Origin of the sequence: Pedobacter sp. JY14-1 (assembly GCF_029269825.1) — a bacterium.
Taxonomy (GTDB): Bacteria; Bacteroidota; Bacteroidia; order Sphingobacteriales; family Sphingobacteriaceae; genus Pedobacter.
Genome location: NZ_JARJHU010000001.1, coordinates 195,588 through 219,177, shown reverse-complemented (window position 1 = coordinate 219,177; position 23,590 = coordinate 195,588). Strand labels below are relative to the sequence as shown.

The window sequence follows — 23,590 nt, the reverse complement described above, 5'->3', positions numbered from 1 at the left end:
GATAATAAATATGGTATTTTGCTAAATATAGGCAACTTATATTAAATTTTTAAAGAAGTATTTTTATTACATAAATAATTAGACAATGTTTTGTGTTTTTAACAATTTCTCGCTAATATTATCAATGAAAGTATCCGTTCAGACGGCTCACCTTGGTGTCTATGCCCGGATCAAACACGACCATATTATGAAACCTAAAGAACCACAACAACCAAACTCCAGAAGGGATTTTATTAAAAAGACTGCGGTGGGAGTTGCCGCTTTTTCCATTGTTCCCCGTTATGTGCTGGGCGGACAGGGCTTTATTGCACCCAGTGACAAATTGACCAAGGCCGTAATCGGCGTAGGCGGAATGGGCAGGGGGCATTTCGGCTACGAGGGCACCCAGGTAGTGGCGATCTGTGATGTAGACCGGAACCATTTACAGCAGGCTGCGGCGATGCTGGACAAAGGGGTGAAGACCTTTTCAGATTACAGGGAGCTGATCCAGCTGCCTGAAGTGGATATCGTACACATTGCAACCCCTCCGCACTGGCACGGGATCATGTCTGTAGATGCGGCCCGTGCGGGTAAGGATGTCTGGTGTGAAAAGCCCATGACGCATACTATTGGTGAGGGTAAGCGCGTAGTAGAAGCCATGAAGCAGCACGGAAGGATGTTCAGGCTGAATACCTGGTTCAGGTTTAAGGATACTTTCTATGGAATGGGCACTACGGTGAAGCCGATCAGGAAACTGGTGCAGAGCGGTTTGCTCGGATGGCCGCTGAAGGTTACCGTAAGCAAACATACCGGTTATGACTGGAAGTTCTACTGGGTAGGAAAGGAACACCTGGACCCTCAGCCGGTGCCACCTGAACTGGATTATGATTCCTGGCTTGGACCGGCGCCTTATAAACCATATAACGCGCACAGGGTACACCAGACGTTCAGGGGCTACTGGGATTATGATGGCGGCGGGCTTGCCGATATGGGTCAGCATTATATTGATCCGATTCAGTACTTTCTCGGCAAGGACGATACCAGTCCTGTTTCTGTGGAAATCGATGCGCCCCAGCAGCACAGTGATGCGGTAGGTACATGGCGCAGGATCACCTATACTTATGAGGATGGTTGCCAGATCGTCCTGGACGGCGAGGGCAGGGATGAAAATGTCCCTTACATCGAAGGGCCTAAGGGTAAGCTGTACCCCGGTTTCAAATCGGACATTCCCGACCTGGAGCGTAAACTGGCGGCATTCCCGGACCCGGAACCCCAGATCACGGAGTTTTCGGAGTCGGTAAGGACACGGAAGAAGTTTGCGCTGAATGAAGAGAACGGACACCGTTCCTGTACGATTGTAAATATGGGACTGGTTGCATTAAGACTGGGCAGATCATTGAAATTTGATCCTGTAAAGCAGGAGTTTGTCAATGATGAAGCAGCGAACAGACTGATCAACCCGGTAATGCGTGCACCTTATACCATATAAGCAGTATTTGAAAGGACTGAAATTCAAATCAATTTAGAGACAATCCTAAACATCATTTAAATGATAACTATAAAAAAAATAGCGCTTGCACTGGTTGCGGGAGCTTTATTTTCGTTCAATGCCTTTGCCCAGGACCACAAGGACGAACGGACGATAACCACTAAAATTGCAGACTTGCTGGCACAACTGCCGGCAAAAGATGCGGCCCAGCTGGACCGCAATATGGGTGAGGTAGCTGATCTTGGAGAGGAAGGCTACGTAACACTGATCGGTGGCCTTGTGGCACCGGGTAAAGGTGACAACTCAAAGATCGAATATGCAGTGAGCGGATTTACCGGGGCGGCCTCGGCTCCCGGGCGCCAGGCCTGGCGTGACATGGCTTTGCGTGCCTATTGCAAAGCGCTGGGCAAGGCAGTCGACCCGCAGAATAAGGTTTTTATCATCAGCCAGTTTGAGGTACTGGGCAATGACGCTTCAGTAGATTGCCTGCGTGGTTATCTGACCGATACGCAGCTGGCGGACGAGGCCTCGAGAGCCCTGGTAAAAATAAATACTCCTGCTTCGGTTGCAGCACTGCTGGAAGGCTTGGGCAAAGCCAGCGGTAAGGCAAAACTTTCTGTTGCGGAAGCACTGGGACATACCCGTTCTGCACAGGCTGCCGCGGCGCTGGCTCCGCTGGCTTCGGGCAGTGACCCTGAACTGGCTAAAGTAAGTTTATATGCGCTGGCAAATATTGCTGACCCTTCTTCTGCCGATGTCTTGATGGCTGCGGCTGAGAAGGCAGGATACAAATATGATAAGACAAACGCCGTGGGCTCTTTACTTTTATATGCTCGGGCATTATCTGGTTATACCTCAGCTAAAGGCAGCGTGAATATCAGCGCATCTGTTCCGCAAAAGGAACTTGCCCTTAAGATCGCCCGGACGATCATGGAAAAGACCAAAGCAGAAGATCTGGTAAATGTGCGTTCGGGAGCGCTGGAGATCGTGGCTTCAGGTGATCAGAAAGTTTTACTGGATGCCATAAGCGATCCGCAGTTTGAATACCGTGCGGCAGCCATTCGTTATGCGCAGCAGGCATTGAATAATAACAACAGCGCGGGATGGGCAAATCAATTGGGTAAGGCTGACGGACAGACCAAAGTCCTGATCCTTGGCCTCCTCGCTGGCAGCGGGTCTCAGTCTGCGTTGCCTTCCATTATCAAACAATTTAAGGACAAAGACGCCGCTGTACGTGCGGCTGCTTACGCGGCTGCTGCCAGCGTTGGCGAAGAACAGGCGCTGGATGCGCTGGTCACCGCAATGGGCAAGGGAGATACCTCGGATGTACGTGCCGTATCTCAGGTGCTGCTGACCATGAAAGGAAACGAGATTGGCGCCCGGATTGCGCCGTATTTGCCTAAGGCGAAGCCCGAAGTCAGGGCTGCATTGATCGATGTGATGGCTGCAAGGGCATCAAGCGGGCAGGTAGGAGTGGTGCATGCTTACCTTACAGACAAAAACCCTGCGGTCAGGAAGGCTGCATTTACCGCGCTCAGAGATATATCTGTTGCGGGACACAAGCAGTTGTTGTTTGACTTGCTCAACCGCACAACTGATCCCTCGGAACTGACTGCGGTTCAGGATGGAATCATATCGGCGGTAAGAGATGCTGAGAAGCCCGATGCCGAAACTGAAGTTATTCTTCAACAGATGGATAAGACGGCTGCAGATAAAAAGCTGCTGTATTATAAGGTGCTGGGCAGTATCGGCGGCAAGAAAGCGCTGGATGCCGTGAACCAGGCTTACGCTTCAGGTGATGCGGCAACAAAGAAAGCTGCACTGGATGCGCTGACATCATGGAACGATGCCTCTTCGCTGGAGTCGCTGATCGGGATCGCCCGGAATACGCAGGATGCGCAGCATGTTGAACAGGCACTGAGCGGTTACCTACGCCTGGTACGTGCTACGGACTACCCGGCTGAACAGCGCTTACTCTTGTTGCGCAATGCCATGGATGTGGCAAAGACAAGCCAGCAGAAACAGCAGATACTGAAGGATATGGAACAGGCAAAATGCTTTAATTCCATTGTATTTGCAGGCAGATACCTGGATGATCCCGCTGTTCAGCAGGCAGCCGCCAATACCGTAATGAATGTGGCGCTTGCAGGTGAATATAATGGCGATATCGTTAAGGGTTTACTGGAGAAAACCATACAGGTGATCACCGGTGGCGATGCGGGCTATCAGAAAGAAGGCATGCGTAAATACATCAGTTCCATGAAACCCGGAGCGGGCTTTGTACAGGTGTTTAACGGCAGGGACCTGACAGGCTGGAAGGGTCTTGTGGCCGATCCGATCAAACGCTCCAAGATGGATGCAAATACGCTGGCAGCAGCACAGGCCAAAGCTGATGCGCAGGCCAGGGACAGCTGGAAGGTGATCAACGGAGAACTGGTGTTCCAGAGCCATGGCGACAACCTGGCTACCGTAAAGAAATATGGCGATTTTGAAATGCTGGTAGACTGGAAGATCATTGACGATAAAAAAGGTGAGGGTGATGCCGGTATCTACCTGAGGGGTACGCCCCAGGTACAGATCTGGGATAACGCCCGTACCAATGTGGGTGCGCAGGTAGGTTCGGGAGGTTTGTACAATAACCAGGTAAATGAAAGCAAACCACTGAAGGTAGCGGATAACAAGCTGGACGAATGGAATACTTTCCGCATCATTATGAGAGGTGACCGGGTAACGGTTTATCTGAACGGCCAGCTGGTGACTGATAACGTGGTCCTGGAAAATTACTGGGACAGGAACCTGCCGATCTTTGCCGAGGAGCAGATCGAGTTGCAGGCACATGGTTCTCCGGTAGCTTACCGTGACATTTATATCAAGGAACTGCCGCGTCCAAAGCCTTTCGAGCTGAGCGCTCAGGAAAAGAAAGATGGCTTCAAAGTTTTGTTTGACGGTACCAACATGCACAGCTGGACCGGTAACACCACGGACTATGTGATCAGGGACGGAAACATCTCGATTGAGCCTAAGCCAGGTAAAGGATCGGGTGGTAACCTGTATACCAAAGAAGAGTTCAGCGACTTTATCTTCCGTTTCGAGTTTAAACTGACGCCGGGAGCAAATAATGGTCTGGGCATCCGGGCGCCGCTTGAAGGTGACGCAGCCTATGTGGGTATGGAACTGCAGATACTGGACAATGAGGCACCTATCTACAAGGACCTTAAAGTTTACCAGTACCATGGTTCGGTATACGGTACGATCCCGGCAAAACGCGGGTTTCTGAAGCCTGTAGGCGAATGGAACTATGAGGAAGTCATTGTTAAGGGACCGAAGATCAAGGTGATCCTGAACGGTACGACGATCCTCGACGGGGACATTACACCGTTTAAGAAAAGCGGGACACCTGACCACCAGGAGCATCCGGGCCTGTTAAGGGATTCGGGCCACATCGGCTTCCTGGGCCATGGTTCTCCGGTAGAGTTCAGGAACATCCGGATTAAAGACCTGGCTAAGGACAAGACAGAAGCTGCAGCTAAGGCTGTCTCTAAGAAAAAATAACATTCAGATAAACCTATTACAGAAGACATGATGACAGAAGATCAATCGAAATCTCAGCAGGGTAGTTCAAGAAGGAGTTTTATAAAGACCTCGGCGCTGGCTGCGGCTGGGTTTATGATCGTGCCCAGACACGTACTGGGCGGAAAAGGTTTCCTGGCACCGAGTGACCGTCTGCAACTGGCGGGTGTGGGTGCCGGGGGCAAAGGCGAGAGCGATATTGCCCTGATCTATAAGGGCGGAAAAACTGATGTGGCCTTCCTGTGTGATGTGGACGACCGCAGAGCAGCAACTTCCCGTAAAAATTTCCCCAGGGCAAAATATTACAAGGATTATCGCGAAATGCTGGATAAGGAGCATAAGAACATAGACGCCGTATCGGTCTCCACACCGGACCATACCCATGCACAGATTGCCATGGCCGCAATGCAGCTGGGCAAGCACGTTTATGTGCAGAAGCCGCTGACCCACGACATTTATGAGGCGCGTAAACTGACTGAAGCGGCGCAGCGTTATAAGGTGGTTACCCAGATGGGCAACCAGGGTGCCTCAGGAGATGGGGTTCGCAGGCTGAGGGAATGGTACGATGCCGGAAAGATCGGCAAGGTCCATACCGTATATTGCTGGACGGACCGCCCTGTATGGCCGCAGGGAATTGCCTGGCCTTCCGGAAAGGCACAAGTGCCTAAGGAACTGGACTGGGACTTATGGCTGGGCAGTGCCCCTTACAAGGATTATGTAGATAAACTGGTGCCGTTCAACTGGCGTGGCTGGTGGGACTATGGTACCGGGGCGCTGGGAGATATGGGTTGTCACCTGGTAGAGCCGCCATTCCGGGTATTGAACCTGGATACGCCCTACGAGGTGGAGTGCAGTGTGGGCAGCGTTTATGTGGATGAGTTCCGCAGGGGATATTTCCCTGAGAGCTGTCCGCCTTCGAGCCATGTGACCATGAGGTTTAAGAAGACGAATAAAACAAAGGGAGATGTGGAGCTGCACTGGATGGATGGCGGTATCAAGCCTGAACGTCCGGAGGAGCTGGGACCAAATGAGTCATTCGGAGATAACGGCGTGTTGTTCATTGGCACAAAGGGCAAAATGCTTTGTGAGACTTATGGTATGAACCCAAGACTGTTGCCGTTGTCGCGCAATGCGGAGGACAAAACCAAGGTGACGATTGCACGTGTTCCCGGACAGGAAGACGGCCACTACGCACAGTTTGCAGAAGCTTCTATACTCGGTTATGGAAAGATGGAACTGAGCTCTCCTTTTGAGATCGCCGGTCCGCTTACCGAAACCTTACTGATCGCCAACCTGGCGATCCGGGGTGTGGACGTACAGCGCCGTAACGCCAATGGAGATGTAAGTTATCCGGGCAGGGACATGAAAATGCTGTGGGACAAGGTGGCGATGAAGGTGACCAATTTTGATGAAGTAAACCAATATGTGAAACGTGAATACCGCCAGGGCTGGAGCCTTGGTGCCTAAGGAGGGAATTTTGGAACAGAATTTAAAAGTACTCGTGGTAGGTTGCGGCAATATGGGGGCATCCCATGCTGCGGCCTACCACAACCTGGATGGTTTTGAGATCTGCGGCCTGGTTTCCACCGGTGAAAGTAAGGTGAAACTCAATGCGCAGCTGGGCGGGGGCTATCCGCTGTACAGCGATTATTATGAGGCACTGGAGGCTACCCGGCCGGATGCGGTCTGTATCTCTACGTATCCGGATACCCACGAAGCCTATGCGGTCAAAGCCCTGGAAAACGGTTGTCATGTCTTCATTGAAAAGCCTCTTGCAGATAGTGTGGAAGGTGCGCTGCGTGTAGCAGAAGCAGCGGAAAAGGCCGGTAAGAAGCTGCTGGTCGGATATATCCTCAGGTATCACCCTTCCTGGGAAAAGTTTACCGAGCTGGCGCGTGAAGTAGGCAAGCCGCTGGTGATGCGGATGAACCTTAACCAGCAAAGCCAGGGGCCTAAATGGACCGTACATAAGAACCTGATGAAGAGCCTGAGCCCGATCGTGGACTGTGCGGTGCATTATATCGATATCATGTGCCAGATGACCCGGTCGAAACCTATGCAGGTAAGCGCAATAGGCGCGCGCCTTACAGATGAGGTACCGGAATGGAATTATAATTACGGGCAATTGCAGATCCGCTTTGAAGATGGTTCAGTAGGCTGGTATGAGGCCGGATGGGGACCGATGGTAAGCGACAATGCGTTTTTTATCAAAGATGTATTCGGCCCGCGGGGTGCTGTTTCCATTGTAGCGAAGAAAGCCGGCGCTGCAGGCAATTCGGCGAACGTAGACGACCATATCAAGACCGAATCGATCAAAGTGCATTATGCAGGCCTGGATGCCGCTGGTGAGTTTGCGAGACCGGATGAATGGATCGACCTGACTGACGAACCTGATCATCAGGAACTTTGTAACCGGGAACAGCGTTACTTCCTGAAAGCGATCAGGGAAGATATTGATTTAACAGACCCGACGTCGGATGCGGTAAACAGTTTGAGGATTGCATTTGCCTGTGATGATTCGGTTAAGACGGGGGATATAGTGCGCCTGAATGGCTAAACAAGTTCGTTTTTTTTTCTGGCATTTGTTGCATGTTCACTTGGAGCGAGTCCAATAATTATTAACTTTAGCACGTTATATCTAAAAAATTAAAAATCTTAAACGAAGAAAAACATGGAAAAATTTTCAAAATTAAAGGAGCTGGTTGCTGCTATTGAAACTGATGCAGAGAAATTTTATAATTCAGGAAATGGTGCTGCCGGTACCAGGGTACGTAAGGCGATGCAGGATCTGAAAGGTCTTGCTCAGGAAATCCGTACCGAGATTACAGAGAAGAAAAACGCGAAGTAATTTTTCCCGGAATTATATAGAAAAGCGGGGATGCCACCAGGTATCCCCGCTTTTGTTTTAAGATAGCCGGTAGTAAATTTCCTGTTGGAATTGCAGTCAATTGAAAATTTTAGATAACTTTCTGAAAAACCAAAATAAACCCGTCGATGAGAAGAACATCTTTTGGCCTGTTGCTGGCAGCTTTTATGGCTCCTGTTCTGTGCTTTGCACAATCAGGTAAAGTTTTCGATGCACTTACCTTACCCAGTAAGGTACTGAAATCTGAACGTAAGTATGCAGTTTACCTGCCACCCGATTATGAATCTTCCGGGAGGAGTTACCCGGTTCTATATCTGTTGCACGGTGCAGGAGATGACCAGACAGGCTGGGTGCAGTTTGGTGAGGTACTGAACATTACCGATAAGGCGATAGCGGCGGGCACGGCCACACCTATGGTGATTGTCATGCCCGATGCAAATACCGGCCGCAGGGGGTATTTTAATGACATTAAAGGCGACTGGAACTATGAGGACTTCTTCTTTAAGGAGCTCATGCCTTTCATAGAAAAGAAGTACCGTGTAAAAACAGACAAGCGCTCGCGCGCCATTGCGGGTTTGTCGATGGGCGGCGGTGGTACCCTCATGTACGCCATGCACCACCCCGAATTGTTCTCTTCGGCCTGTCCGCTGAGTGCTTCTGTGGGCCCTTTATCGCAGGATGATGCGAAAAAGGCCTATCTGAAAAGCAATCCCGGTCTCGCAGATTCAACAACGACCGGCTACTTTAACCGGCACAGCGCTATTGCATTGGTCAATAACATGCCGGAAGAGCAAAAGAAAGCGGTTCGCTGGTATATTGACTGCGGCGATGATGATTTTCTGTATGAAGGGAACGCGTTGCTCCATATTGCCATGCGCAAGAAGGAAATCCCTCATGAATTCCGGGTACGGGACGGTGGCCATACCTGGACCTACTGGCGGGCTTCGTTGCCTAAAGTGCTGGAGTTTGTTTCGGATGCCTTTCACCAGTTCTAGGGTGATGTCCGTTTAGCTGAGGCTTTTTCAAGCCATTCGTCCAGTTCCGGTTTTAAATTGCCCATCGGTACGTCATCGCTGAGAATAACGCCGTTACGGTCGGTAATGAACAAATAAGGCGCACGGTAGTTACTTAGATTGCCCGGATTCGGCGATTTCGAACCTTTAAGGTCGGCATACTGTGGCCAGATCAGTCGGTCGTCTTTAACGACGGCACGCCACCACTTTTCATAGCGGTCATAAGAGATACCAATGAATTCGACATTCCTGGATTTGTAGCTCGCATAGAGGTCCGCGAGTTCAGGATTGTTTTTCCGGGAAGGGTTATCGTAAGACATCCAGCAGATGAACAGATTGATCTCTTTAAGTATTCCCGGATCAAAGGGCTTACCATTAAGATCATGGCCTGCTATGCCCGCCATTTTAGAGCCGCGCCTGAGATGTTCCAGCCTGTTCAGTTCTGTGCTGACTCCGGCGATTTCGGGACTTTTCCTTAGTGCGGGACTTAGCTTTCCGATGATCTTGCGGAGCCGGGGAGGATCTACATCGGAAGCATAGTCCTCAAGGAGCACCGGCACAAAGCCTGAAGCAGGATATGCTGTCGCAAATGCTTCAATGGCCGTCGCTACGATCTCCTTATTTTTTGTCCGCCATTTCTCCAGTGCAGCAATGGCCAGGGGAAGCGCGGCCCGGTCTGCCGATTCAAATTGCATTGTAGCCTGCTGAAGACTGTCATGAATGCTGTGGGACAAACTGTCCTGTAACTGATAGAAGCGCATGATCTCCTTTGCCGCAGGGGATCCGGCAGCTTTAACCGGATAGACTGAGGGTTCCTTACCGTTAAACAGAAGCTCATACGTACCTTCTTCTATATATGTCCAGAAAGTATTGTCTCCGTTTTTTTTGTGCACAGTGATCTTTCCGTAGCCTGCAGTGCCTGGCTTTATACGAAAGGATTGCCCGCGGTCGAGCAGGTTTTCCTGCAGAAGGGCCTTGCCGGTAGCATCCTGTATACTGAGCATGGCATTTGGCCCGAAGTTTTCAGCACGGACATGGAAGGTTGCTTCGCCTGCATTGCAGGAATAAAACAGGATGATGAAAAAAAGAACACCGGGAAAATTGTTTTCAGGCATGGTATTTACGTTAATCTGTGTTAATATAGCAAAACAATAGCACAGTATGGACACGGTAACCCTTAAAGTGATTGGCTGCGGCGACGCCTTTGGCAGCGGAGGCAGGCTGAACACCTGTTTTTTTCTGAAAACCCCTGATTCAGGAATGTTAATGGACTGCGGCGCAAGCAGCCTGCCCGGATTGAAAAGATACGGGATACTGACGGATGATGTCGACACAATTGTGATCAGTCATTTTCATGGAGATCATTATGGTGGTGTACCTTTTGTGCTGCTGGATGCTGCTATCGGCGGAAGACAGCGGAAAATAACGGTGATCACTCCGGCAGGCGGAAGAGAAAAAATCGCGGCCTTACTTGAACTGCTTTATCCGGGTACACCGGTCATCGAAAAGCTGGATATAGATTTTATGGAATATACTGCGGGTATACCGTTGAAGTCGGGGGCACTTGAATTGCTTGCTTTTCCGATGGTCCATTCCGCGCCGGCGCTGCCACACGGTCTGAGGATTGGCATAGCCGGCAAAACCGTCGCTTTTTCAGGAGATACTTCCTGGACGGAAGAACTCTGTCCCCTGAGCGCGGATGCAGACCTTTTCATCTGCGAATGTAATTTCCTGGATAAGGTAACAAAGGCACATTTAAGTTACCGGGAAATTGAGGCCCGCTTTGAAGGCTTCAGGTGCAAAAGAATGGTGCTGACCCATATGGACGATGAAATGATCGGAAGCGGTGACGAGATCAGGATTGAACGCCTTCACGACGGCCTTGAGCTTGAGATCTGATCAGCTTTAATAATTCTGCCCGCATAAGCCGGAACTTGCTTATCTTTTTTAAAAAAAAATCCCCGCGGGCAGGCAACCTTGTCCGGTAAACCTGCGTAACTACAGATATAGATGAAATAAATTATCGACGTGGACGAACTACTTATCCGGGAACTGATCATCGGCTGCAGAAAAAAAGACAGGAAAAGCCAGAAAGGGCTTTACCAGCTTTTTTACAGCTACGCGATGAAGATGTGCATCCGGTATGCAAGGGATAAGGAAGAGGCACTCGAACTGGTCAATGACGGGTTTATGCGGGTTTTCGTGAACATTCACAAGTACGATCCTCAACAGCCGTTCAAACCCTGGCTGAGCACGATCATGATCAATACGTCTATAGACCATTACAGGAAACAAATAAGGAAGATGGAAATGGAAGAGCTCAATGCAAGACACGATACTGAGGACAGGGAAAATATTCTCTCCAGGATCCACTATGACGACCTGATCAGGCTGGTCCAGGAACTCTCTGTAGCTTACCGGACGGTGTTCAACCTCTTCGCGATCGACGGCTATTCACATGAGGAAATCGCGGCGATGCTGTCGATCTCTGTAGGCACATCGAAATCCAACCTGTTTAAGGCCAGGGAGCAATTGAAGAAAATGCTCTCCGTGAGAGAATTAACAGATCAATAAAACGGCCCATGGAACTGAACGATAACGAGTTTGATGCCGCCTTCAGGAAGCGGATTTCCGATGCAGAGCTCCAGTATGAGGAAGCGGCATGGGATAAGATGGCGCATAAGCTGAAAAGGAGGGACAGAATCGTGTTTTTAAGGAAGTCGGCAGTGGTCCTGCTGGCATTCCTTGCAGGCGTATGGGCGTATCATTCGCTGAATGTGCCTGGTGGACCGACCGGGCGGCAGTTAAAGCAGACTACAGTTAAAAAAGGCCCTACACCTTTGAAGAACAGGCCAGGTGCCGGGACCGGAACACAGGGGATAACTACGCTGCCCGCGGAGCGAAGGGCAGCCGTAAGGAGGGCGTTGAAGAATGATGTTCCGGTCCCGGCGGCTATGGCCGGCAATCCGCAGGAAGGTTTTAGGGCGGAAACAGATGACGACCGCAGGCTGGAAATACCGGTAAGGTACCGGGTAGCCGAACTGGTGCCGGAAAGCCTGAAGGTTGAAGGGATGATGATCAGGGAAATTCCTGTTCCGGCACTTTCTGAAGGACGAAAGGATGTGCAAAAAGGCATAAATACAGGCAGAAAAGTAAAGCGTTTGCCGCTTAACCTCGCATTGAGTGCCGGTCCGGAATTCAATGCGGTGAACCGGGTATTGGGAGGCAATGCCGGGTTCTCTGCCGGTCTTACACTCGGTGTCGGGATTTCTGAAAAGCTGGACCTGCAGGCTGGCCTGAAATACAGCCATAAGGCGTACAGCGCCGGGAGCTTCGATTATAAGCTGCAAAATGCCCTGGTCCGGAGCACGCTGGCAGGGATAGACGCGACATGCGGCGTACTGGAAATCCCGTTGCAGGCTTCCTACAGGATCATGAGCAGCGGGGGACGGAGCATCAGGTTCAATGCGGGTATATCCAGTTACCTGATGCTGAAGGAGGATTATGTGTTCCGGTACAATTATGCGGCTGGTCCGGCTTCAAGAACCCTGGAGAAAACCAATGCCAACCAGCATTTCCTGAGTGTGGCCGACCTTTCTGCAACCTATTTCATGCAGGTGAAGGACAGCCCGCTGAAACTGGGTATAGAGCCTTTTGTGAAGCTGCCCCTGGGTGGCATCGGAGAAGGGGATGTTAACCTCAAATCGAGTGGAATATCATTAAAACTGCGTTATGACCTGGGTAAGAAAAACAATTGAATGGGGCCTTGCGATGGCTCTGGTAATGGCCGCACAATCCAATGTGAGGGCCCAGAATTATTCCTGCAATAGCATCAGTACCTGGATTTTCTCCTCTACTCCGCTGGAAGACATCCGTGCAGAGAGCGCAAAAGGCTCCGGTGTCATTGTTGCTGCCACACGGGCCGTTGTGGTACAGATACCGGTTAAGACACTGGAGTTTGAGCGCAAGCTGATGCAGGAACATTTTAACGAGAACTATATGGAAAGCGACAGGTACCCTTATGCGAGGTTTAAGGGTACGCTCGATCCGGGGGCAGACCTCAGTAAGGACGGAACTTATTCGGTAAACGTAGGTGGTGTACTTTCTGTACACGGAGTAGACAAGCAGCGCACAATTCCCTGTAAGCTGCTGGTAAAGAATGGTGTTGTCAACGTGGAAGCACAATTTAAGGTTGCCTGTGCCGACCATAATATTACCATACCGCGCCTGGTATTTGCAAAGATCGCCGAATCCATCAGCGTCAGGATCAGCGGACAATTCCATGCACTAAAACAAAACTGACTATGAATAAATCTGGATTATTTTTCAATGTACTGGGTTCCCTGATCGCTTTGAGCTGGCTGGCCGTACCTGCGGTGAAGGCACAGGATGCAGATTCCCTGCTCCGGTCTATGGATACTTTAAGCAAGTCCGAACCAGTGCAGGCTGTTTTCAAGGCCACCAGGATCGTCCTGTCGCATTCTACCGAGACGCAGAAAAAGCACGACCTTGATCTCCGCATCAGGCACCACTTCGGCGATATCGGTGGCCGGTTTGGCAGCGCGCATACGCTTTACGGCCTGGATGTAGCCTCTGATCTGTTTATCGGGCTGGACTATGGTGTTACAGATGACTTCACCGTTGCCGTGGGCAGGAGCAAGCAGGACGAAACCTTTAATTTTTCAGGAAAGTATAAATTGCTGAAACAGCAGGATACGGGTATGCCTGTAAATCTTACCCTGCTGGCGCAAATGGGTTGGGTGGCCCGCGAACCTTTTAATGAAAATGAGTTTACCAGTTATGCGGACCGCTTCTCCTGGTTTTTCCAGGGGCTCATTTCCAGGAAACTGACGTCCCGGCTTTCTCTTCAGGTAATGCCCGGCTACCTGATCCGGCAGGTAAGTATGGAACCCGGTGATCCCCGCAATCTGTTCGTGCTCGGTTTTGCCGGGCGGATGAAGCTGACTAAAAGACTTTCGTTTGTTGCGGATTACACCCTGGTAAACGGTCTTAGCAGACAGCCGGATAACCTGGCCAATGCCTATTATGATCCTTTGGGCGTCGGCTTGGAAATAGAGACCGGGGGACATATTTTTTCACTTAATTTCATGAACTCCGAATACATCCTGGAAAACAACTTCATTCCAAATACCAAAAAATCGTGGGGTAAGGGAGGCGTGCGTTTTGGTTTTACCATTTCTAGGAACTTCAGTTTGTTCAAATCCAAAGACCCCGGAAAACAATCAAAAATATACTAAACTAAATTCAAAAATTATGGAACGTGATGAATTTCTCAGATCATTGGGATTTGGGCTGGCCATGGTATGCACCGGCTCATGCTTTTCAGGCTGCGGAAAAGGCAGTGATGGACCTGAAAAACCGGCCAACAATCCGCCGCCTTCAGGTGGTGGCAATAACGGAGGGAACAATAATACAGTTTCTGTAGATCTTTCTACGCAACTGAAGGCCATTGGCGACCAGGTGGTCAGCAGCGGGGTACTTTTTTTCCGGATTGCAGCCGGAGATACTGCGGCATCCTTTGTGGCCACTGAGGCGATATGCCCACACCAGGGTGGAAGCCTGGTCTGGAAGCAGAACATCAGCAGGGTGCAATGTCAGCTCCACCAGTCGGAATATTCTACCACGGGATCAGTGCTGCAGGGACCACAAGGCACATCAGGTACCACCCGTGCGCTGAAAGTCTACAGCACTGCGGTAACCGGTACGACCCTGACTGCAACCAAGGCCTGAGCCAGCAGACCAGCTAAGGAAGGCATGCGGATACGTGCCTTCCTGCTGTAACCTCAGGGGATAAAATGGCGTCCTGACAATTGGTGTTCTGCGGTAATTTCTTTTTCCCGGTTTGGAATATATTTGTGCCGGTAATCTAAATTGCTCATTTACAAATTGCTTAGCATGTCATTTGCCTCCTTTTTCCGACACCGGGCCTTGTTGTTATCGTGCTGCGCTTTATGGTGCGGCAGGGCAGATGCCCATACGCTTCCCGACCGGAACGTCCGTCAGGATTCCACCCGGGTAGTTGCCCTTCTGGATTCGGCATACCGGATGCTGAACCGGGATAATGATATGGCAGCAGGATATGTGAGAAAGGCCATGCAGGTTGCCCGGCATTGTGGTTTTACCAAAGGCATCATTTCCAGCGATATTGTATACACCGATGTCCTGATCTCACAAGGCAGGTATCGTGAAGCTTACAAGGTCGCCTCTGCCACCGTCGAACTGAGCCGGAAACTTGGAAATGAACGTTATCTGGCGCGCGCCTATACCGCGAGAGGGGCAACCGGCATTATGCTCGGGCATTTTCAGATGGCGGCGAACAACCTGCTGGATGCTGCGGCGATCATTGACAGGAAAGGGACACCTTTGCAGGTGCAGCAATCACTGAATTTGCTTTCCATTATTTTTACCGAACTGAAAGACAAGCATAAATCGCTGGGCTATGCACTTAAGGCTGAAAAACTCGGGTTAACTAACCGCCACCCGGGAACAGATCTGATGACCCTGATGCAGCTTGCAAGGGGCAGGGCCCTGAACGGCCAGGCAGCGCTGGCCGACAGGCTTTTTGAAAAACTGCTGGTGAAGGCAAAACAGCTGAAGGATACCTTAAACACGACCTATACTTATATCTATTGGGCCGAGCTGGCCATAGGGCAGAAAAAGTACCGGCGTGCGCTCGAGCTGTACACAATGGCGCACCAGGAGGCGGTACGGACGGGGTATCCTGATTTTCTCATTTATGCCAATGGCGGCCTTGCCCATGTCTGGTTTGGGCTGAGGGACCTGGACAAAGCTTCAGATTACCTGCAGCAGGGTATCGATCATGCGCGCAGGGCCGGATCGGAGAACATGCTCAGGGAATTGCTCCTGCTGGGTGCCCAGGTCCGTGAACAGCAGCATAAACTGGTTGAGGCGCTTGCGTTCCGGAAGGAATATGAGGCACTGAATTCAAAATTACTTAACCTGGACCTCCAGCAGAACATTCATCGTCTGGAAGCTGTCTTTCAGAATTCGGTAAAGGAACGGGAAATCGCAGATCAGAAACTGCTGATCGCAAACAACCAGCTGAAGATCAACAGGCAGAACAACTATATTGTGCTTGCGGTATTGCTGGCCTGTACGCTGGGTGTTTCGACGCTGCTGGTTTACCTTTGGTACCGGAACAAGCAGAAAATTACGGAAAAAAACCTCTTTCTGCTGGAGAAGGAAAAAGAGGTACAGATATTAAAGGCGATGATCAGCGGAGAGGAAACCGAGCGTTCCCGGCTCGCCAAAGACCTTCACGACGGAGTAGGGGGGCTGTTGTCGGCCACCAAGATGCACCTGAGTGTACTGGGTAACGATACCGGCCCAACTTCTGTACAGCAGCATCTGAGCCATACCGTAGCCATGCTCGACAGCGCCTCGAACGAGATCCGGATGATCGCGCACAACCTGGCACCCGACCTTCTGGTCAAACTCGGCCTGGCCAAGGCATTATCGGCTTATTTTTCTAAATTACAGAACCCCGGCTTCCGGATAAACTACCTGAAGATCGGTACTGTTCCCAGGATGGAGGCTAACTTTGAACTGCTGCTTTACAGAACCGTGCAGGAACTTATTCACAATGTGATCAAACATGCCCGGTGTGAAGAGGCGCTCGTACAGCTGAGTTTCCATGAAGACGTACTCTCCATTACCGTGGAAGATAACGGGCCGGGATTCCGCGGCGCACAGGAAGGACATGGGCTAAGCAGCCTGAGGGCCAGGATAGCGGCGGTAAACGGTTACATGGAAATTGAATCTTCAGGAACGGGGGGGACTACGGTATTTACAGAATTTGACATCACACCATACATCATCAGAACATATGATACCCATTACTATCGGCATAGCTGATGACCATTTGCTCGTGATACAGGGGATCAGGGCAATGCTCAGTAAAAGCAATTTTGAGATCGTTTTTTCCACCAACAATGGCAAGGGCCTCCTGGAAAACCTGTATGAGATACAGCCCGACGTGTTGCTGCTCGATATCCAGATGCCGGATATGAACGGCATCGACCTGTGCCGGGAGATCTCGCGTAATTATCCGGATGTGAAGATCATCGCGCTGACCAATATGGACGAGTCCCATTATGTCAAGCAGATGATCAGGAACGGCGCTCACGGCTACCTGCTGAAGAACACAGATCAGACCACCATGATCGAAGCGATAGAAGAAGTGATGATGGGAAATCAGTACCTTGACAGACAGGTACAGCAGAGTCTGATGGATGAGGTATTGCTTGGTAAAAGGAGATCTGTCCAGCAGGTAATGCTGACAAAAAGGGAGACAGAGATACTGGCACTTATCGCAGCGGAATATTCCAACAATGAAATTGCGGAGCAGTTGTTCATCAGCCTCAGGACTGTGGAGACACACCGGCTGAACATCAGCCATAAACTGAATGCAAAAAACCTGGTGAGCCTGGTCAAGGAAGCTTACAAAAGGGGGCTTATCTGAGGGTCCTAAGTAGTTTTACGTAGTTTCCAAAATCGGGGTTGCTGCGGATGATTGCGGTTTTTTACCTGCCTAATTTTGATTCCATAATCATTTACAGCTATGGAAAAAAATTACGGTATCGAATGTCTCAATGTCCAGAAAGAAAGTACCCGGAAGGAACTTTACAGAAGGGTTTGCCTGGCCAGGGACTTTATCACGGAAAACTACAACAGGAAGTTCAGCCTCAAAGAGGTTGCCCAGCGTTCCTGTCTGTCGGTCAATCATCTGCTCAGAAGTTTTAAGGCAGTTTTTGGTATGTCTCCATACCAGTTCCTGGCCAGGGTAAAACTCAGCAAGGCAAAGTTCTTCCTGGAGAAAAGTGACTACCTGGTTGCGCAGATTTCCTTTCTGGTGGGATTTGATTCTATCAGTTCTTTTATCCGCCTCTTCAAGAGTGTATTTAATGTCACGCCACTGAAATACAAACGCCTCTATTTTGCCCAAAAGTCGTGAGCCGGTTAGTGATGATCATGTTTATGGCGGCGGGATTTTTCCCGCTCGCCGTAACCGCCCGGCAGGATACGCTGTCAGCGTATTCGGCAGCTTCAAGATTCTGGTGTCTTCCCGGAAAATGCATCAGTATCGTTAAATCTTCCTATGAAAAGCCAAATTTAAGTTTTTTGGTCTTGCATGACGACGAGAATACCGGGCTTGAAGCTGCCCATGACTTTTGCAGCAAAAACGGAGGTGCCATCGTAGAGTTGCAGTATGGCAGCGAACGCAACATCTCTTTTGGAAACGGCAGGATAAAGTTTGCTTTTGATCCTAACCAGATATTCAACAATGCCGGGGTGCAAAAGACTTTGAAGAAGTACAGCCACCAGCTGCCCCGTCCGGAAGCCATAAAGCAGGTTCGGGGGCTCGCGCTGGCGGTACTGGAAAATTACCAGGCCGATTCCCTGGGCTATTTCGTAACGCTGCACAACAACAGCGAGGGAAGGTTCAATATCCTTTCTTATCTCCGGGACCCGAAGTTTGACGGCGTTGCAGACAGCGTGTTTATCAATTCTGCGATGGATGCCGATGACTTTGTGCTGGTGACCGAACCCGGTTTCTTCAGCTACCTGAAGCGCAGTGCGGTAAATGTGGTCCTGCAGAGCCCTGCGGCAACAGACGGGTCCTTATCTGTATACGCACAGCGCAATGGGATACCTTATGTCAATATAGAGGTGCAGGATGGGCATTATGACGAACATTTCCGCCTGATCGGACTCGTTGCTGACATGCTCAGCGAGCTGAAGAACAAGGAATTATATGTAGCAAAATAGAGAAACAACCATATGAAAACAACAAAGCAAGAAAAAGCAGGCAGAATGCTGCTTTTTACCGCCTTATCCGCCATTTTATTGGCACCCCCGGCGGCAAAGGCCCAGTTCTTAAAGAAACTTGGCAAATCGGTCGCCGAACGCGCTGCAGAAAAAGGTGCCAATAAAGTAGCGGACAAGGCTGTAGATAAGGGAGTCGAGAAGATATTTAATGAAGGCGATAAAAAAGAGGTACAGACAGGGGCTGCGAAGAAGGAAGACCCTCAACAGCCAGCCGGAACAGAAGGAGTGGTTTCCGACATTAAAACCTATTCTAAATTTGACTTTGTTCCGGGCGAGCAGGTATTGTACGCTGAGGACTTTGTTCAGGATAATATCGGGGAACTGCCGGTGAACTGGAATTCAAATTCCAGCGGGGTAGTAGTCGCTGTTGAAGCGGATAAGTCAAAATGGATCGAACTGAACAAGGGCGTTTATCTGTCCGGCAGTAAGCTGAAAAGCTTTGGAAACGATTATACCATAGAATGGGATATGATCCTGAATGTTACCCCGAAAACCGGCTACTATATTCCGCCGCTGTTCTTCGGGGCTTTCAGCAGCGGTGCCGACGACAATGCTGACAACAAGTTTTTGCAGGATCGCCGGATCTACAATTCCTTCGAGTTCCATATTGATCCCAGCGCGCGTGAGAATACCGCGTTTACCCTGCGGAGTTTTGATAAGCACAAGGAAACCTTTACCAATGACAGAAAGGTCATCGCTTCCTTTCACAAAACCCTGAGGAAGGTTGCGCATTATGCACTTTCCGTACAGGGCACCAGGCTGCGCTTATGGATCAACGAAGAGAAAATCGCAGATATTCCCCGTGCCGTGAACACCTCCGCGCCAATTAACCAGCTGTTCTTTGGCACAGACCTGACGGGTGGCTACACAGATGATGATTTCAGCTACCTGGTGAGCAATATCAAGGTAGCGGCCGGAAAGCCGGATACGCGTTCCAAACTGGTCACTGAAGGAAGGTTCGTTACTTCCGGTATCCTGTTCGATGTAAACTCAGACCAGATCAAACCTCAGTCTTATCCTGTATTGAAGGAAATCGGCGATGTCATGAAGGAAAACCAGGACATTAAGGTTAAGGTGATTGGTCATACCGATGCAGACGGAAACGCGGCATCCAATCTTAGCTTGTCAAAGAAGCGTGCCGAATCGGTAAAGAATTTCATCGCTGTTAACTTTGGTATTGACGCTGCACGTCTGGAGACTGACGGGCTGGGCATGACCAAACCTGTTGCGGACAATAAGACTCCCGCCGGCAAAGCATCCAACAGACGCGTTGAGTTTGTCAAATTGTAAAGATTAGACGACAGAGCAGGTATGCGCTGATTAAATTTGTATATTACTTTCAGTTGAGCCCATTTGAACGCAGAGGTCTTTCAAATGGGCTCTTTGGACCTAATAACCAAATATTAATGAGCGCGTTTGAAATTAAAGAACCTGCCACGGAGTATGATGCAGTTATCGTAGGCTCCGGTGCGGGCGGCGGTATGGCCGGTTATGTTCTGGCCAATGCCGGTTTAAAGGTACTGATGCTGGAAGCAGGGGCCTATTTTGATCCCCGTACGGATTCACAACAGTTAAAATGGCCATGGGAATCGCCCCGGAGAGGTGCCGGGACCACCAGGCATTTTGGCGACTTCGATGCTGCATATGGTGGTTGGGAACTCGACGGAGAGCCTTATACACAGAAAGACAATTCGCAGTTTTCCTGGTTCCGTTCCCGGATGCTGGGTGGCAAGACCAACCATTGGGGACGTATATCTCTCCGGATGGGCCCGGACGATTTCAAGTGCAAGGACGGCCTGACCGACGACTGGCCGATCACTTACCACGAGCTGAAACCCTTTTATGATAAGGTAGACCGGATGATCGGTATCTATGGTACGGTAGAAGGTATCGAAAGTGAGCCCGATGGGATTTTCATGACACCCCCGAAGCCCAGGCTTAACGAGCTGTTCATTAAAAAAGCCGCTACTAAGGTAGGGGTGAAGGTGATTCCCGGCCGGGGTTCGGTACTTACTGAGGAACTCAAGGGGAATAATGACCGTGCCCCGTGTTTTTATTGCGGGCAGTGTGGCAGGTCGTGTAAAGTATACGGCGATTTTTCTGCGTCTTCGTGTCTGGTCATTCCGGCTGTAAAGACAGGTAACCTGAAAGTAATCACCAATGCCATGGTGAGGGAGGTGCTGACCGACAAATCCGGGAAGGCTACCGGTCTTTCCTATGTGGATACCCGTGACTTGCAGGAACACCAGGTGCGGGGCAAGCTCGTTATCCTGGGTGCCAGTGCTTGTGAAACGGCCCGTCTTCTGCTCAATTCCAAATCGATGGCACATCCTAACGGCCTGGCGAATAACAGCGGCGTAGTCGGTAAATACCTGCACGATTCGACGGGTGCCAGCATGGGCGGCTACCTGCCGCAACTGGTCGACCGGAAGCGTTATAATGAGGATGGTGTCGGCAGTGTGCACATTTATTCGCCCTGGTGGCTTGACAATAAAAAGCTGGATTTCCCCCGCGGTTACCACATTGAGTATGGTGGCGGCCTGAGCATGCCAGGTTATGGATTTGGCTGGGGTATCGAGACCATGAACGGAACAGGAGGTTATGGTGCCTCACTGAAAAAGGATTACCGGAAATTCTATGGTACCGGTGTAGGAATGGCCGGCCGGGGTACAGCCATTGCCCGTGAAAGCAATTATTGCGAGATCGACCCCAATGTGGTCGATAAGTTTGGTATCCCGGTACTCCGTTTCCATTACAAATGGGCGCCTGAGGAAATTAAGCAGGCCAAACATATGCGGGAAACCTTCCAGGAGATCATGCATGCCATGGGTGCCGTGATCACTTCGGGTATCCCCGGTCCTGACACCAATTACGGGCTTGAGGCACCGGGCAAGATCATCCATGAAGTAGGTACGGTAAGGATGGGCGATGATCCGAAGAAGTCTGCCGTAAACCGCTGGTGCCAGGCGCATGATTGCAAAAACCTGTTCGTAGTGGACGCGGCTCCTTTTGTTCAGCAGGGAGACAAGAACGCTACCTGGACCATACTGGCCCTGTCTATGCGCACGGCCGAATACATATTGCAGCAAAAGAAACAACTGAACCTAAGCTAAGACATGAACAGACGTGAATCATTAAAAGCGCTCGGCCTGACTGCGGTCAGTACCGGCGTGTTGCTGGAGGCCTGTAAACCAGGTGAAGAGAAAAAGACAGAAAAAGCCGCAACCGGAGAGGAAACGCCTCCCGGACGACAGCCCTTTGAAAGTGAGCGCGATAAGCGGTTAAATTCGTATAAATTCTTCAGTGAACATGAACTGGCAACCATTGGCGTACTGGCCGATATCATCATTCCAAGGGATGAAAAATCCGGCAGTGCAACGGATGCCAAAGTGCCTGATTTCATTGAATTTATTGTAAAGGACATGCCCGGGCACCAGGTGCCTGTCAGGGGTGGGCTTAAATGGCTGGATGTGCAGTGCCTGAACCAGTTTGGCAAGACTTTCCGGGATGCCGATGAAAAGCAGCGGATCGAAATGGTCGAAGACATTGCCTATCCCGGTAAGGTAAAGCCCGGAATGGAGCCGGGCGTTTCGTTTTTCAGCCTCATGCGCAACCTCACTGCTTCGGGCTTTTATACCAGCGAAATCGGGATCAAAGACATCGGCTATATGGGCAACCAGCCCAACCGGTGGGAGGGTGTGCCCGCAGATGTGCTGAAACAGTATGGTATGGAGCATGTGTAAGGTATTCAGGATGTTGTTCCTGCTGCTTGCCGCGGGAACATTCGTCTCTTCTGCCTATCCGGCGGGAAAGCCGCCGAAGCCCGGCCATAAGGTGATCGTTGCCTATGTGACCTCCTGGACAAAAGTCATGCCCGATCCGGCGGTGGTTACGCACATTAACTATGCTTTCGGTCATGTGAACAATACCTTTAATGGTGTACGTATTGATAATGAGGACCGGCTGAGGGGGATAACAGCCCTGAAGAAGCGTTATCCCAAACTCAAGGTAATGCTTTCCATAGGCGGCTGGGGCAGTGGCCGTTTCAGCGAGATGAGTGCAGCGGAAAACAGCAGGAAGCAGTTTGCTGAAGACTGCAACCGGGTAGTAAAGGAATTTGAGCTTGACGGTATTGATATCGACTGGGAATATCCGACCAGTAATGCGGCGAAGATTTCCGCCTCTCCGGACGATACACAGCATTATACACTCCTGATGCAGGAGCTCAGAAAGGCTTTGGGAAAACGGAAACTACTGACACTGGCTTCCGTGGCCGATGGTAAGTATATAGATTTTAAAGCCATAGTGCCGGTTATTGATTTTGTGAATATCATGACTTACGATATGGGCAATCCTTCTTATCATCACGCCGGACTTTACCGTTCCAAATATACCTCCTGGATCAGTGTAGACGAAGGGGTCACCGCACATGTCCGTGCAGGGGTGCCGCTCGAAAAACTGGTGCTGGGTATCCCGTTCTATGGCCACGGCAGAAACGGGATTGCGGGTTTCATCGATTACCGGGATATCGTTGCCCTCACCGGCTATACTGCCCGATGGGATGAACAAGCCAAGGTTCCCTATCTGGAAAATGACCAGGCAGAATTTGTATGCACGTATGAAACTCCGGAATCCATTGCCATTAAATGCGACTATCTGCTCAAGAGAGGGATGCTTGGCGCGATGTACTGGGAATACGGTAGCGATACTGACGACGGCGTTTTGCGGAGGGCCGTATTTTCCGGGGTTACCGGCGGTGGCAGGCAGGACAATGGACAGGGGATACAGAAAAATCCCTAAATT

The 23,590-nt window shown here is 50.4% G+C and carries 21 protein-coding genes; 20 read left to right on the top strand and 1 reads right to left on the bottom strand.

Annotated elements, in window-relative coordinates; genetic code table 11:
* The first annotated feature begins 124 nt into the window (after positions 1–124).
* The 6 genes from P2W84_RS00935 to P2W84_RS00910 all read left to right on the top strand — a co-directional run bounded on the left by P2W84_RS00935 (position 125) and on the right by P2W84_RS00910 (position 8,899).
* A complete protein-coding gene (locus P2W84_RS00935; protein ID WP_276088217.1) occupies positions 125–1,468 on the top strand; it encodes a Gfo/Idh/MocA family oxidoreductase in 1,344 nt (447 codons plus the stop codon).
* Between the two features lie 60 nt (positions 1,469–1,528).
* Positions 1,529–5,020 carry a DUF1080 domain-containing protein gene (locus P2W84_RS00930; protein ID WP_276088216.1) on the top strand — a complete coding sequence of 1,164 codons (3,492 nt, stop codon included), beginning with the start codon at positions 1,529–1,531 and terminating at the stop codon, positions 5,018–5,020.
* Positions 5,021–5,047: 27 nt separating this feature from the next.
* Positions 5,048–6,505, top strand: coding sequence for a Gfo/Idh/MocA family oxidoreductase (locus P2W84_RS00925; RefSeq protein WP_276088215.1), 1,458 nt, complete (start codon positions 5,048–5,050; stop codon positions 6,503–6,505).
* Complete coding sequence (locus P2W84_RS00920) at positions 6,471–7,595, top strand: Gfo/Idh/MocA family oxidoreductase (protein ID WP_276088214.1); 1,125 nt, start codon at positions 6,471–6,473, stop codon at positions 7,593–7,595. Before P2W84_RS00925 ends, P2W84_RS00920 begins: the two co-directional genes overlap by 35 nt.
* Positions 7,596–7,709: 114 nt before the next feature.
* Positions 7,710–7,886 carry a histone H1 gene (locus tag P2W84_RS00915; protein ID WP_276088213.1) on the top strand — a complete coding sequence of 59 codons (177 nt, stop codon included), beginning with the start codon at positions 7,710–7,712 and terminating at the stop codon, positions 7,884–7,886.
* Between the two features lie 146 nt (positions 7,887–8,032).
* Positions 8,033–8,899, top strand: a complete 867-nt coding sequence (locus tag P2W84_RS00910; RefSeq protein ID WP_276088212.1) for an alpha/beta hydrolase-fold protein — start codon at positions 8,033–8,035, stop codon at positions 8,897–8,899.
* Here P2W84_RS00910 and P2W84_RS00905 read toward each other — a convergent pair.
* Positions 8,896–10,032, bottom strand: a complete 1,137-nt coding sequence (locus P2W84_RS00905; protein WP_276088211.1) for a TlpA disulfide reductase family protein — start codon at positions 10,030–10,032, stop codon at positions 8,896–8,898. The genes P2W84_RS00910 and P2W84_RS00905 overlap by 4 nt on opposite strands.
* A gap of 46 nt (positions 10,033–10,078) precedes the next feature.
* Here P2W84_RS00905 and P2W84_RS00900 point away from each other — a divergent pair, with 46 nt between their 5' ends.
* The 14 genes from P2W84_RS00900 to P2W84_RS00835 all read left to right on the top strand — a co-directional run bounded on the left by P2W84_RS00900 (position 10,079) and on the right by P2W84_RS00835 (position 23,587).
* A complete protein-coding gene (locus P2W84_RS00900) occupies positions 10,079–10,816 on the top strand; it encodes an MBL fold metallo-hydrolase (RefSeq protein WP_276088210.1) in 738 nt (245 codons plus the stop codon).
* A 129-nt stretch (positions 10,817–10,945) separates the two neighbouring features.
* Complete coding sequence (locus P2W84_RS00895) at positions 10,946–11,491, top strand: RNA polymerase sigma factor (RefSeq protein ID WP_276088209.1); 546 nt, start codon at positions 10,946–10,948, stop codon at positions 11,489–11,491.
* Between the two features lie 8 nt (positions 11,492–11,499).
* On the top strand, positions 11,500–12,675 hold the full coding sequence (locus P2W84_RS00890) for a hypothetical protein (protein WP_276088208.1): 1,176 nt from the start codon (positions 11,500–11,502) through the stop codon (positions 12,673–12,675).
* On the top strand, positions 12,650–13,219 hold the full coding sequence (locus P2W84_RS00885; RefSeq protein WP_276088207.1) for a YceI family protein: 570 nt from the start codon (positions 12,650–12,652) through the stop codon (positions 13,217–13,219). Before P2W84_RS00890 ends, P2W84_RS00885 begins: the two co-directional genes overlap by 26 nt.
* A 2-nt stretch (positions 13,220–13,221) precedes the next feature.
* Positions 13,222–14,175: a DUF5777 family beta-barrel protein gene (locus P2W84_RS00880; protein WP_276088206.1), complete on the top strand. Its 954-nt coding sequence runs from the start codon at positions 13,222–13,224 to the stop codon at positions 14,173–14,175.
* 16 nt (positions 14,176–14,191) lie between these two features.
* Entirely contained in the window at positions 14,192–14,668 is a 477-nt protein-coding gene (locus P2W84_RS00875) for a Rieske (2Fe-2S) protein (protein WP_276088205.1), read from the top strand.
* Positions 14,669–14,833: 165 nt separating this feature from the next.
* Positions 14,834–16,813, top strand: a complete 1,980-nt coding sequence (locus P2W84_RS00870; RefSeq protein ID WP_276088204.1) for a histidine kinase — start codon at positions 14,834–14,836, stop codon at positions 16,811–16,813.
* Entirely contained in the window at positions 16,785–17,420 is a 636-nt protein-coding gene (locus P2W84_RS00865; RefSeq protein WP_276088203.1) for a response regulator transcription factor, read from the top strand. Before P2W84_RS00870 ends, P2W84_RS00865 begins: the two co-directional genes overlap by 29 nt.
* Before the next feature lie 99 nt (positions 17,421–17,519).
* The gene (locus P2W84_RS00860) at positions 17,520–17,912 is read left to right on the top strand and encodes an AraC family transcriptional regulator (RefSeq protein ID WP_276088202.1); all 393 of its coding nucleotides are present in this window, start codon (positions 17,520–17,522) and stop codon (positions 17,910–17,912) included.
* A gap of 8 nt (positions 17,913–17,920) precedes the next feature.
* Entirely contained in the window at positions 17,921–18,727 is an 807-nt protein-coding gene (locus P2W84_RS00855) for a hypothetical protein (RefSeq protein ID WP_276088201.1), read from the top strand.
* Between the two features lie 12 nt (positions 18,728–18,739).
* Complete coding sequence (locus tag P2W84_RS00850; RefSeq protein ID WP_276088200.1) at positions 18,740–20,077, top strand: OmpA family protein; 1,338 nt, start codon at positions 18,740–18,742, stop codon at positions 20,075–20,077.
* Between the two features lie 116 nt (positions 20,078–20,193).
* Complete coding sequence (locus tag P2W84_RS00845) at positions 20,194–21,900, top strand: GMC family oxidoreductase (RefSeq protein ID WP_276088199.1); 1,707 nt, start codon at positions 20,194–20,196, stop codon at positions 21,898–21,900.
* Between the two features lie 3 nt (positions 21,901–21,903).
* Entirely contained in the window at positions 21,904–22,530 is a 627-nt protein-coding gene (locus P2W84_RS00840) for a gluconate 2-dehydrogenase subunit 3 family protein (protein WP_276088198.1), read from the top strand.
* Positions 22,523–23,587 carry a glycoside hydrolase family 18 protein gene (locus P2W84_RS00835; protein WP_276088197.1) on the top strand — a complete coding sequence of 355 codons (1,065 nt, stop codon included), beginning with the start codon at positions 22,523–22,525 and terminating at the stop codon, positions 23,585–23,587. Before P2W84_RS00840 ends, P2W84_RS00835 begins: the two co-directional genes overlap by 8 nt.
* Positions 23,588–23,590 lie beyond the last annotated feature (3 nt).

Excerpts from the sequence above, each read along its gene's own strand:
- P2W84_RS00860 (WP_276088202.1), top strand. The coding sequence starts at position 17,520 with ATGGAAAAAAATTACGGTATCGAATGTCTCAATGTCCAGAAAGAAAGT.
- P2W84_RS00870 (WP_276088204.1), top strand. The coding sequence starts at position 14,834 with ATGTCATTTGCCTCCTTTTTCCGACACCGGGCCTTGTTGTTATCGTGC.
- P2W84_RS00925 (WP_276088215.1), top strand. The coding sequence starts at position 5,048 with ATGATGACAGAAGATCAATCGAAATCTCAGCAGGGTAGTTCAAGAAGG.
- P2W84_RS00845 (WP_276088199.1), top strand. The coding sequence starts at position 20,194 with ATGAGCGCGTTTGAAATTAAAGAACCTGCCACGGAGTATGATGCAGTT.
- P2W84_RS00905 (WP_276088211.1), bottom strand. The coding sequence starts at position 10,032 with ATGCCTGAAAACAATTTTCCCGGTGTTCTTTTTTTCATCATCCTGTTT.
- P2W84_RS00910 (WP_276088212.1), top strand. The coding sequence starts at position 8,033 with ATGAGAAGAACATCTTTTGGCCTGTTGCTGGCAGCTTTTATGGCTCCT.
- P2W84_RS00900 (WP_276088210.1), top strand. The coding sequence starts at position 10,079 with ATGGACACGGTAACCCTTAAAGTGATTGGCTGCGGCGACGCCTTTGGC.
- P2W84_RS00915 (WP_276088213.1), top strand. The coding sequence starts at position 7,710 with ATGGAAAAATTTTCAAAATTAAAGGAGCTGGTTGCTGCTATTGAAACT.
- P2W84_RS00930 (WP_276088216.1), top strand. The coding sequence starts at position 1,529 with ATGATAACTATAAAAAAAATAGCGCTTGCACTGGTTGCGGGAGCTTTA.
- P2W84_RS00840 (WP_276088198.1), top strand. The coding sequence starts at position 21,904 with ATGAACAGACGTGAATCATTAAAAGCGCTCGGCCTGACTGCGGTCAGT.
- P2W84_RS00885 (WP_276088207.1), top strand. The coding sequence starts at position 12,650 with ATGACCTGGGTAAGAAAAACAATTGAATGGGGCCTTGCGATGGCTCTG.
- P2W84_RS00835 (WP_276088197.1), top strand. The coding sequence starts at position 22,523 with ATGTGTAAGGTATTCAGGATGTTGTTCCTGCTGCTTGCCGCGGGAACA.
- P2W84_RS00875 (WP_276088205.1), top strand. The coding sequence starts at position 14,192 with ATGGAACGTGATGAATTTCTCAGATCATTGGGATTTGGGCTGGCCATG.
- P2W84_RS00890 (WP_276088208.1), top strand. The coding sequence starts at position 11,500 with ATGGAACTGAACGATAACGAGTTTGATGCCGCCTTCAGGAAGCGGATT.
- P2W84_RS00850 (WP_276088200.1), top strand. The coding sequence starts at position 18,740 with ATGAAAACAACAAAGCAAGAAAAAGCAGGCAGAATGCTGCTTTTTACC.
- P2W84_RS00865 (WP_276088203.1), top strand. The coding sequence starts at position 16,785 with ATGATACCCATTACTATCGGCATAGCTGATGACCATTTGCTCGTGATA.
- P2W84_RS00935 (WP_276088217.1), top strand. The coding sequence starts at position 125 with ATGAAAGTATCCGTTCAGACGGCTCACCTTGGTGTCTATGCCCGGATC.
- P2W84_RS00880 (WP_276088206.1), top strand. The coding sequence starts at position 13,222 with ATGAATAAATCTGGATTATTTTTCAATGTACTGGGTTCCCTGATCGCT.